Source organism: Streptomyces sp. NPDC005648, from assembly GCF_040605395.1.
GTDB lineage: Bacteria > Actinomycetota > Actinomycetes > Streptomycetales > Streptomycetaceae > Streptomyces.
The window spans coordinates 164157-177246 of record NZ_JBEXCS010000007.1; the positions used below are offsets into that span (position 1 = coordinate 164157).

Annotated in this window: 13 protein-coding genes and 1 tRNA gene; 5 read left to right on the plus strand and 9 right to left on the minus strand. The window is 72.1% G+C overall.

All coding sequences use genetic code 11. The features are described 5' to 3' along the window. Window positions 1-45 precede the first annotated feature (45 nt). The 3 genes from ABZT17_RS06455 to ABZT17_RS06465 form a co-directional block, all read right to left on the minus strand. Window positions 46-885 carry an SCO1664 family protein gene (locus ABZT17_RS06455; RefSeq protein ID WP_356344424.1) on the minus strand — a complete coding sequence of 280 codons (840 nt, stop codon included), beginning with the start codon at window positions 883-885 and terminating at the stop codon, window positions 46-48. Beyond that, on the minus strand, window positions 849-1439 hold the full coding sequence (locus ABZT17_RS06460; RefSeq protein ID WP_356344427.1) for a DUF3090 domain-containing protein: 591 nt from the start codon (window positions 1437-1439) through the stop codon (window positions 849-851). Before ABZT17_RS06460 ends, ABZT17_RS06455 begins: the two co-directional genes overlap by 37 nt. A gap of 69 nt (window positions 1440-1508) precedes the next feature. Then, window positions 1509-2195: a histidine phosphatase family protein gene (locus tag ABZT17_RS06465; RefSeq protein ID WP_356344429.1), complete on the minus strand. Its 687-nt coding sequence runs from the start codon at window positions 2193-2195 to the stop codon at window positions 1509-1511. A gap of 62 nt (window positions 2196-2257) precedes the next feature. On the opposite strand from ABZT17_RS06465, the gene corA reads away from it, so the two are divergent. After that, window positions 2258-3256: a magnesium/cobalt transporter CorA gene (gene corA / locus ABZT17_RS06470; protein ID WP_356344431.1), complete on the plus strand. Its 999-nt coding sequence runs from the start codon at window positions 2258-2260 to the stop codon at window positions 3254-3256. Window positions 3257-3329: 73 nt separating this feature from the next. Here corA and ABZT17_RS06475 read toward each other — a convergent pair whose 3' ends face one another. After that, window positions 3330-4118, minus strand: a complete 789-nt coding sequence (locus ABZT17_RS06475; protein WP_356344434.1) for a ferritin-like domain-containing protein — start codon at window positions 4116-4118, stop codon at window positions 3330-3332. A gap of 175 nt (window positions 4119-4293) precedes the next feature. Beyond that, window positions 4294-5349 carry an LLM class F420-dependent oxidoreductase gene (locus tag ABZT17_RS06480; RefSeq protein WP_356344436.1) on the minus strand — a complete coding sequence of 352 codons (1056 nt, stop codon included), beginning with the start codon at window positions 5347-5349 and terminating at the stop codon, window positions 4294-4296. Between the two features lie 194 nt (window positions 5350-5543). On the opposite strand from ABZT17_RS06480, the gene ABZT17_RS06485 reads away from it, so the two are divergent. Continuing rightward, complete coding sequence (locus tag ABZT17_RS06485; RefSeq protein WP_356344439.1) at window positions 5544-6530, plus strand: aldo/keto reductase; 987 nt, start codon at window positions 5544-5546, stop codon at window positions 6528-6530. Then, window positions 6527-9022: an ATP-binding domain-containing protein gene (locus ABZT17_RS06490; RefSeq protein WP_356344441.1), complete on the plus strand. Its 2496-nt coding sequence runs from the start codon at window positions 6527-6529 to the stop codon at window positions 9020-9022. The genes ABZT17_RS06485 and ABZT17_RS06490 overlap by 4 nt, the downstream gene beginning before the upstream one ends. Window positions 9023-9101: 79 nt before the next feature. Here ABZT17_RS06490 and ABZT17_RS06495 read toward each other — a convergent pair whose 3' ends face one another. After that, entirely contained in the window at window positions 9102-9758 is a 657-nt protein-coding gene (locus ABZT17_RS06495; RefSeq protein ID WP_356344443.1) for a hypothetical protein, read from the minus strand. Window positions 9759-9805: 47 nt separating this feature from the next. Here ABZT17_RS06495 and ABZT17_RS06500 point away from each other — a divergent pair, with 47 nt between their 5' ends. Then, window positions 9806-9994 carry a DUF5703 family protein gene (locus ABZT17_RS06500; protein ID WP_007380901.1) on the plus strand — a complete coding sequence of 63 codons (189 nt, stop codon included), beginning with the start codon at window positions 9806-9808 and terminating at the stop codon, window positions 9992-9994. An 81-nt stretch (window positions 9995-10075) separates the two neighbouring features. Here the strand turns inward: ABZT17_RS06500 and ABZT17_RS06505 are convergent, their stop codons facing one another. From ABZT17_RS06505 to ABZT17_RS06515, 3 genes are all read right to left on the minus strand, one after another. Next, window positions 10076-10924 (minus strand): chaplin, encoded by an 849-nt coding sequence (locus ABZT17_RS06505; RefSeq protein ID WP_356344445.1) that lies wholly within the window; start codon window positions 10922-10924, stop codon window positions 10076-10078. Window positions 10925-11051: 127 nt separating this feature from the next. Then, entirely contained in the window at window positions 11052-11285 is a 234-nt protein-coding gene (gene chpH, locus ABZT17_RS06510) for a chaplin ChpH (protein WP_356344448.1), read from the minus strand. 166 nt (window positions 11286-11451) lie between these two features. After that, window positions 11452-12777 carry a M20/M25/M40 family metallo-hydrolase gene (locus ABZT17_RS06515; RefSeq protein ID WP_356344450.1) on the minus strand — a complete coding sequence of 442 codons (1326 nt, stop codon included), beginning with the start codon at window positions 12775-12777 and terminating at the stop codon, window positions 11452-11454. Window positions 12778-12975: 198 nt separating this feature from the next. On the opposite strand from ABZT17_RS06515, the gene ABZT17_RS06520 reads away from it, so the two are divergent. Next, a tRNA-Leu gene (locus ABZT17_RS06520) sits at window positions 12976-13063 on the plus strand. Window positions 13064-13090 lie beyond the last annotated feature (27 nt).

Here is a 13090-nt window from a genome sequence, read left to right on the forward strand (position 1 = left end):
GGATGGCCGGTAAGGCGTTCTTGCGCACTACGGCACAGTGTGCTCCTACACCGGCGGCCACGGAATGGCCGGCCACTCACCGCTCGGCTCCGGGTGCCTGCCCGTCTCCAGGAGTACGGCGACGCGCGCCCGGGTGGCGTCGAGTTCCGCGCCCGTGATCAGGGCGCTCAGCCTGCCGGCCAGCGCTCCTTCGGCTCCCAGGGCGTCCTGGAGGCCCTTGAGTACCTCCAGCGCCTCCGGGGTCAGCGGCTCGCCCGCCCAGCCCCACAGGAGGGTTCTGAGCTTGTTCTCCGTGTTGAAGGTCACTCCGTGGTCGATGCCGTAGAGACGGCCTTCGGCGGTGGGCAGCAGATGGCCGCCCTTGCGGTCCGCGTTGTTGATCACGGCGTCCAGGACGGCGAGCCGGCGCAGCCGCTCGTCGTCGGCGTGGACCAGTAGTGCCGTCCTGTCGTCGCCGACGTCGGCGAACCCGATCGCCTTCCACCCGGGCTCGGGCTCCTCGCCGTCGACCAGGGCGAGCAGCTCGGCCGTGTCTCCCTCGGTGGTCACCTCGATCCACAGCTGGACCATGCCCTCGCCGTACGGCCCCTCGCGCAGCACGGTGGGCGGTACGAGCCCCCAGCCGGTCGCCTCGGAGACCTCGTAGGCGGCCACCTCCCGCCGGGCGAGGTTGCCGTCGGGGAAGTCCCACAGCGGCCGCTCGCCGGCGACGGGCTTGTAGACGCAGGCCGCCTCGCGGCCCTCGTGCGCGACGGTGCAGTACAGGGCCGCGTTGGACGCCTCACGGATGCGGCCGCGGACGGTGAGCTCGCCGTGCGTGAGCAGACCGGCGAGCGGTTCGTCGGTCGTCACGCCCCGCGGCGGTATCCGTTCTGGCGCGGACATACGTGTCCTTCCGGGTCGAGCGGGAGGCTGCACAGCGGACACGGCGGCCGCCCGGCGTTGACGACGTCCAGGGCGCGCTTGGCGAAGGCCCTCGCCTGCGCGCCGGTCAGCCGGACCCGCAGCATCGGGGGTCCGTTCTCCTCGTCCTGCAGCAGGCGCTCCTCGGCCTCGGCGAGGTCCTCCTCGGACTCGGCGTCGAGCTCCACGAGGGCCTGCGCCTCGACGATCATGCGCTGTTCCTCGCCGTCCCAGGCGAGGGCCATGGTGCCGACCCGGAACTCCTCCTCGACGGGAGTGTCCAGGGGGTCGCTGTCGGAGATCTCGGTGGGCGCCACGGCCGGGACCGCGGCATTGCCGCCACTGCGCCGGACGACCTCGTCCAGCAGCTCGTCCATCCGCTCGGCGAGGGCGGCGACCTGGGTCTTCTCCAGGGCCACGCTGGTCACCCGGGCGCCTGCGATGGCCTGGAGGAAGAACGTACGGCGCCCGGGCAGCCCGACCGTACCGGCCACGAAACGGTCCGGGGGGTCGTAGAGGAACACCTGACGGGACACGTCCTGTCTCCTGGAGTCGTGGATGGGTACGCCGCTACTGCGACCGCTTCACCCTACTGCTCCCGACGATCACGGTGCGCCCGCACCGCCCCCGACCGTCGCGTCGCCGGCCGGGGGTTCCTCGCGGGGCGCCAGTGACGCGAAGTCACCGGTGTCGCCGAGGCGTACGAGAAACGGCCTCAGGCGTGTGTAACGGATCGCGGTGATGGAACACGGTTCAACGGAGATCCTCTGGAAGAGGTCGAGATGAAGTCCGAGTGCGTCAGCGACGAGGGACTTGATGATGTCGCCGTGCGAGCACATCAGGTAGACGGCGTCGGCGCCGTGGTCACGCTCCACGCGCGCGTTCCACTCACGGACCGCCTCGGCGGCACGGGTCTGCATCGCCCGCATCGACTCGCCGCCGGGGAAGGCCGCGGCCGACGGATGGGCCTGGACCACCTCCATCAGCGGCTCGTCCTTGAGTTCGGCGAGCTTGCGGCCGGACCAGTCGCCGTAGTGGGCCTCCCCGATCCGCTCGTCGGTGTGCGCGGTCAGTTCGGGCCGGGCGTCCAGGAACGGCCGGATCGTCTCCTGACAGCGCTGCAACGGGCTGCTGACCACCTCGGCGACGGGCAGCCCCGCCAGCCGTCCGGGCAGCGCGGCGGCCTGCGCGGCCCCTCGTTCGTCGAGCGCCACCCCGGGCGTCCACCCGGCGAGCAGCCCCTCGGTGTTGGCGGTGGAACGTCCGTGCCGGACCAGGATCAACGTGGGCATGCGGCCAAGGGTAGGCGCACGGCGGGGTGCGCCCACGCGTGTACGGCGGGAGAATACGCTCCGTGATCGTCGACTGCGCCATCTACCGGGACGGGCACCGGACGGAGGGTCCGGCGGATCTCTCCGACGCCCTCACACAGTGCCGTCGTGGGCGGGACGCCTTCGTGTGGATCGGCCTGTACGAGCCGACGGAGACCGAGTTCGCCCGGGTCACCAAGGAGTTCGGGCTGCACCCACTGGCCGTCGAGGACGCCCTCACCGCCCACCAGCGGCCCAAGCTGGAGGTCTACGACGACTCCCTGTTCATGGTCATCAAGCCGGTCGGGTACGAGGCGAAGAACGACATCGTCACCTCCGGCGAGGTCATGGTGTTCGTCGGCGACTCATTCGTGGTGACGGTACGGCACGGCGAGGAGGCGCCGCTCGCGGCCGTACGGCATCGGCTGGAGGAGGAGCCGGAGATGCTCCGGCACGGCCCCACGGCGGTGCTGTACTCGATCGCCGACGCCGTGGTCGACCACTATGTGGAGGTGGCCGGCGAACTGGGCACCGACCTGGAGGAGCTGGAGGCGGAGGTGTTCTCGCCGACGGCCGGGGGCTCACGGCTCACGGCGTCGCGCATCTACGCCTTCAAGCGGCAGATCCTGGAGTTCCGCCGGGCGACCGGCCCGCTGGCCCAGCCGCTGGACCGGCTGGCGGGCGGTGGTGTCTTCGGGGTCCGGGTGCCGTTCGTGCACGACAAGGCGCGGCCCTTCTTCCGGGACGTCAACGACCACCTCACGCGCGTGAACGAGTCCGTGGACGGTCTGGACCGGCTGGTCTCGGACGTCCTGTCGGCGCACCTGGCGCAGATGAGCGTGCGGCAGAACGACGACATGCGGAAGATCTCCGCATGGGCGGCCATGGCCGCGGTCCCCACGATGATCGCGGGGATCTACGGCATGAACTTCGACCACATGCCCGAGCTGCACTGGCTGTGGTCGTACCCGGCGGTGATCCTGGCGATGGCCGGCCTGGAGGTGCTGCTGTACCGGCTGTTCAAGCGCAGGGGCTGGCTGTAGGCCGGGGACGGCCGGGAGTCCGGGGACGGCCGGGAGTCCGGTGTGGGCTCGGGCTCCTGTTCGGAAGTCCGGCTCAGGCGAACTCGGCCGCCGGGCCCGCCGGTCCGCTGAGGGCGTCGCGCCGCTCCGGCATCCGCAGGCTCACCATGCGCCGCCAGCCCGCGCACCGCTCGTAGGCGTACACCGCGTGGATGCCCGCGGCGAGGACGGCCGACTTGGCCCGGGGCCAGCCGAGGATGCGGCCCATGTGGTCCATGACGGCGAGGCTGACATCCCGGTAGACGCGGATCTCCGCGAGGGCGCACTCCCGCAGGGTGTGCTGGATGGCACGCCCGTGACCGGCGTGCGCGAGGCGCAGCAGCTCCTCGTGGCAGTAGGCGAGGTGGTTGTCCTCGTCGTTCGAGATCATCCTGACCGCGCGGCCGAGGTCGGGATGGTCGGCGAAGTGCCTGCGCAGGAGTTCCATCTGCTCGGCGGCGCGCTGCTCGGTGACCCTGCTGTGGGCGAGGTAGGTGACGATGTCCCGCGCGGTCAGCGCCTCGTCGCTCTTGAGCTTCTCGTGGGCGAGGCCGATGCCGTGCCGCTCCAGGAGCATGGTGTAGTCGGTCTCCGGTGGCACCGGGACGGGCTCCAGACCGCGTTTCTTCATCAGGGCGTTGAAGATCCGGCCGTGCTTGTCCTCGTCGGCGCCGTGGCGGGCGATCTTCGGGGCGAGGGCGCGCTCGCTCTCCGGTACGAGTGCGGCGATCCGGCCGTTCTCCCAGCCGCCCTGCGACTCCCCGCTGGCGGCGATCGAGCAGAACAGCGCGAAGGACCGGTCGTCGTCGAGGATCTCCTGGAACAGACTCTTGGCCGAAAGCATGGAAAGAGTCAAATGGCCCAACCGGCGCATCGCAACAGGTATCGGGGGCAAATCCGCCAAAAGAGGGAGCGACGGAGTCACCTCGCAGGCGTAACCGCGCGCGCGACGGCGCGTTGTTCCCCATGACGGCCGTGGCGGGGAAGACCCCCGAGCCCCCACCACGGCCGTAGAGACGTCATGCCAGGCCGGCGCGCTCCAGGGCCTCGGTGCCGGCGCGCAGGGAGGCGATCCGCTCCTCCAGGGTGAAGCCCGCGGGGTTGAGGCTCAGGGTGGTGACCCCGGCCGCCGCGTACTCCTTCATCCGGTCCGCGATGCGGTCCACGGATCCCAGCAGCGTCGTCTGGTCGATCAGGTCGTGCGGGATCGCGGCCGCGGCGCCCTGCTTGTCGCCGGCCAGGTACTTCTCCTGGACCTCGGCGGCGGCCGCCTCGAAGCCCATGCGCTGGGCGAGCTGGTTGTAGAAGTTCTGCTTGGCACTGCCCATTCCGCCGACGTACAGGGCGGTGTAGGGGCGGAAGGCGTCGGCGAGCGTGGTGACGTCCTTGTCCTCGCCGACCGCGAGCGGGAGCGTCGGGTGGACGTCGAAGCCCTCCATCGTCCTGCCCGCCTTCTCACGCCCCGCGCGGATGTGCCGGAGGGTCGTCTCCTCCAGGTGCGCGGCGGAGGGGAAGATCAGCAGGGCGCCGTCGGCGATCTCGCCGGTCTGCTCCAGGTTCTTGGGGCCGATGGCGGCGATGTAGAGCGGGATGTACTCGCGCTCGGGGTGCACCGTCAGCTTGATCGGCTTGCCGGGGCCGCCGGGCAGGGGCAGCGTCCAGTGCTCGCCCTCGTACGACAGCCGCTCGCGACTCATGGCCTTGCGCACGATCTCGACGTACTCACGCGTGCGGGCCAGCGGCTTGTCGAACTTGACGCCGTACCAGCCCTCCGAGACCTGGGGTCCCGAGACGCCGAGGCCGAGGCGGAAGCGGCCGCCGGAGAGGGAGTCGAGGGTGGCGGCGGTCATCGCGGTCATCGCGGGCTGCCGGGCCGGGATCTGGAAGATCGCCGAGCCGACGTCGATGCGCTCGGTGTGGGCGGCGACCCAGCTGAGCACGGTGGCCGCGTCCGACCCGTAGGCCTCGGCGGCCCAGCACACGGCGTACCCGAGGCGGTCGGCCTCCTTGGCGACCGCGAGGTTGTCCGCGTCCATTCCGGCACCCCAGTAGCCGAGGTTGATCCCGAGCTGCATGCCGATCCCCTTACCGATCAGTAACGTCCCTGTCGTCACGACAGTAGCGCGAGGCGCCCGACCTCGGGCAGTCGCGTTGCGCACAGCGCCGGTCGGCACGGTGTGACCAGGCCCGCCGACCAGGCCGCCCCGTGGGGAAACTGCTCGTCCACAGGCCCCCACACGGCTGGTTCAGGCCAGTAATGTCGGCGTTCATGGAGCAGAGGCATCTCGGTCGGACCGGTCTTCGTGTGTCCCGCATCGGACTCGGCACCCTCACCTGGGGCAGGGACACCGACGAGCACGACGCCGCGGACCTCTTGAAGACGTTCTGGGAGGCGGGCGGCAGCCTCGTCGACACGGCGGACGTGTACGGCGACGGAGAGGCCGAGTACCTGCTGGGGCGCCTGATGGAAGGCCTCGTCCCGCGCCGGGATCTGGTGATCTCCACCAAGGCGGGCAGTGTGCCGGACCCCGACCGCCGCTTCGACGGCTCCCGGGGCCATCTCCTCTCCGCGCTCGACGCCTCGCTCGCCCGCCTCGGCACCGACTACGTCGACGTCTGGCACATCCATGCCTACGACCCCTCCACCCCGCTCGACGAGACCCTTCAGGCCCTCGACCTGGCGGTCAGCAGCGGGCGGGCCCGCTACGCGGGTGTCTCCAACTTCTGCGGCTGGCAGCTCGCCAAGGCGGGGACCTGGCAGCTGGCGGCACCGGGCATACGGACCCGCCTCGCGAGCACGCAGCTGGAGTACTCGCTGCTGCAGCGGGGCGTGGAACGCGAGGTGCTGCCCGCCGCCCTCGACCTGGGCATCGGCCTGCTCCCCTCCTCCCCTCTCGGCCGCGGGGTCCTCACCGGCAAGTACCGGGGCGACGCCATGCCGCCCGACTCGCGCGGCGCCTCGGAACACCTCGCGCCCTTCGTGGCCCCGTACCTCGACGACACCGCGAGCCACATCGTCGAAGCCGTCCAGACCGCCGCGGACGGCCTCGCCGTGACGCCCCTTCAGGTGGCCCTCGCCTGGATCCGCGACCGCCCCGGCGTGGCCGCGCCCATCATCGGTCCGCGCAACGCGCAGCAGCTCACGGCGGCATTGTCAGTGGAGGCCCTTAGTCTTCCTGACGAGATCTGCCGGGCGCTCGACGATGTGTCGGCGCCCGTGCACCGCTATCCCGATCACGACTGGAGCACGCTGTGAGCACGGAGCCTGAGGAGACGGAGCCGGGGACGCCGGAAGCCGCGACGGAGGGCGACACCGCCGAAGGGGGCGCACGGGAGGCCGACGGCACGGCCGGAGCCCGACGTGGCACCGGCGAGACAGCGCGGACCGGGAGCGACGAGGTCGCCGGAGCGGACGCCGGCGGGAGACCCACACCTGACACCGCACGCACCGAAGCCGCAGCCACGGCGCCGGCCGGCGAGACCGCCGCGGACACACCCACGAAAAGCGACAAGCCCGCCACAACGGCCAGGGGCACGGGCCCCCGAGGCACGGGTGCCGAAGACGCGGGCTTCCAAGGCGCAGACGCCGAGGGCGCGGGTGCCCATAGCGCAGATGCCGACGACGCACGTGCCGAGAGCGCAGGCACCGGAGGCGCGGATGCCGGGAGTTCGGGTGGCGGGAGCGACAGGGCCGAAGGTGGGGGTGGTGAGGGGGCGGCCGGGCAGTCGGAGGCTGAGGCGGAGTTGGCTGCTCAGCGGGTCGAGCGGGAGCGGATCGAGCGGCGGAAGGCCGAGAAGCAGGGGCCCGTCGAGGCCGGGGGCAAGCTGAGCGGGAAGGCCGCGGATCTGCTGGCCGCCGTGCGAGCCGTGGAGAGCGGCACGAAGCCGATGGCCACCGTCTTCGCCGACCCCGAGCCCGCTCCGCGCCGGCCCGCTCCGGAGCCGGTACGGCGACCGCGGCCGACGCCCGAGGCCGTCGTGCCCGCGGCTCCCGCGGCGGAGTCCGTCGACGCGGTGCGGGGCGTGCTGACCGACGGCGGCGCACCGGACTCGCTCGCCCCGCAGGTCGCCGCCGCACTGGGCGAAGGGGCCGACGAACGGCTCCGGGCCGACCCCTGGCTGCTGCTGCGGGTCGGCGGAGTACGGCCCGAGCAGGCCGACGGTTTCGCCCGGGCGCTGCTCGGCGGGGAGGCCGCTCCCGACGACGAGCGGCGGGGCCGGGCGCTGACGGGCTGGCTGCTGGAGCAGGCGGCCCTGGCCGGGCACACCGCGCTGGAGATGCCGGCGCTCACGGCCGCCCTGGCCCAGCGGGGTGTGCCGGACGCCGACGAGGCCGTACAGAACGCGGTCGCGGAGGGTGAGGCGCTGGTCTTCCAGGACGCCCTCGACCCCCGTGCCCCGGCGGCCGAGCACACCGGGGACACCGAGGACGCCGGGGAGGACCAGGAACGGCCCGTCCGCGTCCTCGTCGGCCTCGAACGCCATGCCCTCGCCGAGGAGAGCCTCGCCGACGGTCTGGCCCGTCTGATCAACTCGGTGCCGAAGGACGACGGTTCGGCGGAGGAGTGGGAGCGGGCGGCGGAGTCGGCGAAGGGCTCCACGGCGGAGCTGATCCGTGCGACGGGGGGCCACGGCGTCACCCTGCACACGGGCGGCGAGGCGTCCCTGACGGAACCGGCGACGCTGCTGCGGGTGGCGGCCGATCTGGGACTGCGGGCCTGGGCGGCGACGCACGGTCCGGTGGGCCGGGAGCGCTTCGCGGGGCTGCTGGGCGGGGCGGACCGACCGGGCGGGTCCACGGCCGCCCCGGTCGCCACCGTCGCCGGCCTTCTCTCCGGCGCCGAAGGTCCCGGGCGGGACGCCGACGGGGCACTCGCCCTCGATCTCCTCGTCGTGCTCGACGCGCCTCAACTGGACGTCGAGACGGCCGCGTCGGTCGTCGAGTCGCTGCCCGACGGGGTTCGGCTGGTGCTGGCCGGTGATCCTGCGGTGCTGTGGTCGGCCGGCCCCGGCCGGGTGTTCGCGGATCTGCTGGCCGCCCGGGTCTGCCCGCAGATCGCCTCACGCGTGCCGGACCCCGGCCCCCTCGGCGAGCTGGTCTCCGGCATCGGCGTCGGCGAGCTGAACCAGGTCGACGCCCCCGGCAAGGAGGTCGTGATCGTGCCCGTCCGGGACGCGGGCGAGGCCGTGCACCGCACCGTGCAGCTGGTCGCCGACTCGGTGCCGCGCGCGATCGGCATCCCCCCGGAACAGACCCAGGTGATCACCCCGGGCCACGGCGGCGCCGCGGGCACCCGCGCCCTGAACGCGGCCCTCAAGGAACGCCTCAACCCGGGCCCCGGCCGCTTCGCCGGCTTCGACCCCGGCGACCGCGTCGCCTACTCCCCCGCCCCGGGGCGCACCCTCTCCGGGCACGTGGTGAAGGCCGACGCGACCGGCCTGCACCTGTCCTGCGCCGGCGCCGACGTCGTCGTACCGAAGGAGCGGGTGGAGCAGTCGCTGCGGCACGGCTGGGCCCTCACCGCGCACCAGGCGGCGGGCAGCAGATGGCCCGCGGTGGTCGTGGTGCTGCCCGCAGACGCCGGCCAGTCCCTGACCCGCCCCTGGGTCTACACGGCCTTCAGCCGCGCGGACCGCCATCTCTCGGTGGTCCACGGCGTGGAGCAGGCCCTCCCCAGGGCGGTGGCCGAGACCGGGCCCAAGCCCCGCACGACCCGTCTGGCGACCCTGGTGGCCGCCGACCTCTGAGAGGCGCGGGACACCGCGCGCCGCACGCGAAACGGCGGTCACGGACCGGACTCCGTGACCGCCGCCCGAGACACCCGTCCTACCTCTCGGCGTCCAGTGGCTCCAGTTCCTCGTCCTCGAGGACCTCGTCGTCGTCCAGCTCGTCGTCGAACACCGCGCTGACGTCGAACCGGCACACCACCCGCTGCGGATCGACCCCCTCGAACGGCGCCTCCAGCCACTCCCCCGCCTCGGCGGGATCGTCCGCCGCCGTCACCCACAGCGTGGAGTCCCCCTCCTCCAGCCCGAACTCCTTGTGCCGCGAGGCGATCTCGTCCGGCTCGAACTCACCGAACAGCACGCCCAGCGCCCCCGGCACCGTCCCCGCCGTCTCGCCGTCGTCCGCGTCCGCCGCCTCCACCCGCTGTGCCTGTGCCAGCAACCGCTGCGGCTCCACCACGGCGTAGTCACGACGGATCAGCACGCTCACCGCGTGCGGCTCCTCGGGGCCCGTGTACGGCGGCAGCGCGTCCTCCGCACCGGGGATCTCGAAGGGGGTGACCTCGTCGTAGCGTTCGTAGAGCAGCTCGTCGTACGCCTCGGCGGCCGCCGCCAGCAGGTTGAACGCCTCGTAGACCGCCGGGTCGTCCTCCCCGGACCGGCGTTCGACGGCCGCCAGGTGGCGGTCGAGCGCGGTCTTGACCGCCTCGGCGGCGGCGCGTACCTCGGCAGCGGTGGGCTGCGCAGCATCAGACATAGTGCAGACGCTATCCGTACCGAGCCCCAGCCCGCACAATAGATGCGATGCCGGAATACGAATTTGTCGACGTGTACGTACCGCGCGGGGTCTCCCGCAAGGACGCCACACGCCTGCTGACGGACCATGCCGAGTACGGACACTGGGAGTTGGACCGCCTCAGTCTGATGCGCGACGGCAGCCGCAGGGTGCGGTTGCGCCGGCGGATCATCCGCCAGGTGCGTGCCACGTGGTGAGCTGAGACGGCGACATGATCGCCGGAAACGGAGCGGGCCCCGCCGAGACGGGGCCCGCTCCGTGATGCGTGTCACTCGGTGCTACGCCGATGCCCGCGCCTTGCGGTAGAGCACCGCACCCGCGAGCAGCGCCCCGGCTCCGACCGGGAGCACGATGCCCAGCGGCAGGTCGCTGCCGGTGTGCGCCAGCTGCGCGACGGCCGTGGGCCGGCTCACCGACTGGGTGCCCGGGTGGTTGGTGTGCGAGGAGCCGCCCGGGGTGTGGCCGCCCGCGCCGGGCGGTGTACCGGGGCCACCGGGGTGGCCGGGCTGGGAAGGCGTGCCCGGACCGCCCGGCGTACCCGGCTGACCGGGGTGGCCCGGCTGTCCAGGTTGCCCCGGTTGCCCCGGCTGTCCCGGCGTCCCGCTTCCCGGTGGCGTCTCGTGGCCGCCGCCCGGCGTCGTGGAGTGCCCGCCGCTCGAATGGCCGCCGCCCGCGCAGTCGTTGCCGGTGGCGGGGTTGCCGACACCGACGACGTCGACGCTGTTGCCGCAGGCGTTGACCGGTACGTCGACCGGCACCTGGACATGGTTGCCGGAGCCCACACCGGGCGAGCCGGTGCTGTGGCCGCCGGCGTGCGAGCCGCCGGAGCCGCCGTGGCCCGAGCCGCCGTGGCCACCGTGGCCACCGTGGGACGAGCTGCCGCCGCCGGTGTTGACGCACCTGTTGCCCACGGCCGGGTTGAGGACGCCGACCACGTTGACGGTGTTGCCGCAGACGTTCACCGGCGCGTGCACCGGCGCCTGCACCGTGTTGCCCGACAGCACGCCGGGTGAGTCCGAGGCGCTGCCGCTCGCCCCGGAGTCGGCGTGCGCGGCGCCGCCCGCGGCGGCGAGCACCCCGGTCGCGGCCGCCACCGTCATCAGGCCCTTGCGGGTTGCCTGTCGCATTCCTGAAATCCCCCCTGCCTTCGTTCCTGACCTGGAATCATCGTGAAAAGCCCGGTCGGCCCCGGAGCGCATGGCGCGCGCTCCGGAGCCGACGGGCGTGAAAACGGACGGCCTCAGCGGGCCGGCGTCACTTGTTGATGCAGGTGTTGCCGAAGGCGGGGTTCAGCAGCCCGATCACGGAGACCGTGTTGCCGCAGACGTTCACCGGGATGTGCACCGGAACCTGAACGACGTTGCCGGAAGCGACACCCGGGGAGTGCACCGCGGCACCCTGAGCGCCGGCGTCGGCGACGGCGAGGCCCGCACCCGCGAGAACCAGACCACCGGTGGCAGCCGCAGCAGCGACGACCTTCTTGATCATTATTCCTCCTTGTTGGCAATGCGACCCCAAGCAGCGGATCGCATCACCTGTAACGAGGAGGGAGTAATGGAGCTACGAGCTTATGAGCGCATTCACTCTTCTCAGTCGGTTCCGCACACGCAGCCGATTACCGAGATCACGACACGACAAGATGGGTCAGGACGGGTCAGGACGCGTCGATGAAGCGGTCGAGCACCCGTACGCCGAACTTCAGGCCGTCGACCGGCACCCGCTCGTCGACACCGTGGAACATGCCGGCGAAGTCCAGCTCCGGGGGCAGCTTGAGGGGCGCGAAGCCGAAGCCGCGGATGCCGAGGTCGTCGAAGGACTTGGCGTCCGTGCCACCGGAGAGCATGTACGGGATCGCCTTCGCGGTGGGGTCCTCGGCGAGCAGCGAGGACTGCATGGCCTCGACCAGGGCGCCGTCGAAGGAGGTCTCCAGCGCCTTGTCGGAGTGCACGTCGGAGCGCTTCACCCTGGGGCCGAGGATCTTGTCGAGGTCGGCGAGGAACTCCTCCTCGTACCCCGGCAGGAAGCGTCCGTCGACATGCGCGGTGGCCTCGCCCGGGATGACGTTGACCTTGTAACCGGCGCCCAGCTGGGTCGGGTTGGCGGTGTTGCCGAGGGTCGCGCCGATCAACTTGGCGATCCCGCCCAGCCGGGCGAGCGTCGACTCCATGTCCTCCGGGTCGAGCTCGGTGCCGAGCGCGTCGCCGAGCTCGTCGAGGAAGGCGCGGGTGGTCTTGGTGACGCGGACCGGGAACCGGTGCCGGCCGAGCCGGGCGACGGCCTCCGACAGCTCGGTGATCGCGTTGTCCCGGTGGATCATCGAGCCGTGCCCGGCGGTCCCCGCCACGGTCAGCTTCATCCAGTGCATGCCCTTCTCGGCCGTCTGGATCAGATAGAGCCGCCGCTCCTCGCTCACCGTGAACGAGAAACCGCCCACCTCGCTGATCCCCTCGGTGACGCCCTCGAAGAGGTCCGGGTGGTGGTCGACCAGGTGACGGGCGCCGTACGTACCGCCCGCCTCCTCGTCGGCGAGGAACGCGAGCACGATGTCGCGCGGGGGCCGGCGCCCGCTGCGCAGCCGGTCGCGGACGACTGCCAGGGTCATCGCGTCCATGTCCTTCATGTCGACGGCGCCTCGCCCCCACACGCACCCGTCGGTGACCTCGCCGGAGAAGGGGTGGTGGGTCCAGTCGTCGGCATGGGCCGGTACGACGTCCAGGTGGCCGTGGATCAGCAGCGCCGGCCGGGACGGGTCCTCGCCCTCGATACGGGCCACCGTGGAGGCGCGCCCCGGGTGCGACTCGAAGATCCTCGGCTCCAGGCCGACCTCGGCGAGCTTCTCGGCGACGTACTCGGCCGCCTTGCGCTCGCCGGGGCCCGAGTGGTCGCCGTAGTTGCTGGTGTCGAAGCGGATCAGCTCGCTGCAGAGGTCCACGACCTCGTCCTCGCCGGTGACGCCCCTGGTCGTGTCCGTGTCGCTCACGCTGCTTCCTCCCGCTGTCACTGCTGGTGCTTGCCCTCATCCTCTCCCCGACCCGGGCCGCGCCCCAAGACCGGGACAGGCCCGTCACACGCCGTTCACGCGGGGACGGCGGCGCGACAGGGGGTGATCGGGGCCCCTCGAAAGCCTGGTAATGTTTCCTTCGTCGCCGCGGGGGAAACCCCGCACGACAGACACCTTGTCCGGGTGGCGGAATGGCAGACGCGCTAGCTTGAGGTGCTAGTGCCCTTTATCGGGCGTGGGGGTTCAAGTCCCCCCTCGGACACCATCCGAATCCCCGTGGTCTCCCCGAGAC

What these genes read in the sequence shown, in the direction of transcription:
- ABZT17_RS06455 (WP_356344424.1), bottom strand. Translation starts at nt 885, where the DNA reads ATGTCCGCGCCAGAACGGATACCGCCGCGGGGCGTGACGACCGACGAA.
- ABZT17_RS06465 (WP_356344429.1), bottom strand. Translation starts at nt 2,195, where the DNA reads ATGCCCACGTTGATCCTGGTCCGGCACGGACGTTCCACCGCCAACACC.
- ABZT17_RS06475 (WP_356344434.1), bottom strand. Translation starts at nt 4,118, where the DNA reads ATGCTTTCGGCCAAGAGTCTGTTCCAGGAGATCCTCGACGACGACCGG.
- ABZT17_RS06480 (WP_356344436.1), bottom strand. Translation starts at nt 5,349, where the DNA reads ATGCAGCTCGGGATCAACCTCGGCTACTGGGGTGCCGGAATGGACGCG.
- ABZT17_RS06485 (WP_356344439.1), top strand. Translation starts at nt 5,544, where the DNA reads ATGGAGCAGAGGCATCTCGGTCGGACCGGTCTTCGTGTGTCCCGCATC.
- ABZT17_RS06495 (WP_356344443.1), bottom strand. Translation starts at nt 9,758, where the DNA reads ATGTCTGATGCTGCGCAGCCCACCGCTGCCGAGGTACGCGCCGCCGCC.
- ABZT17_RS06500 (WP_007380901.1), top strand. Translation starts at nt 9,806, where the DNA reads ATGCCGGAATACGAATTTGTCGACGTGTACGTACCGCGCGGGGTCTCC.
- ABZT17_RS06505 (WP_356344445.1), bottom strand. Translation starts at nt 10,924, where the DNA reads ATGCGACAGGCAACCCGCAAGGGCCTGATGACGGTGGCGGCCGCGACC.
- chpH (WP_356344448.1), bottom strand. Translation starts at nt 11,285, where the DNA reads ATGATCAAGAAGGTCGTCGCTGCTGCGGCTGCCACCGGTGGTCTGGTT.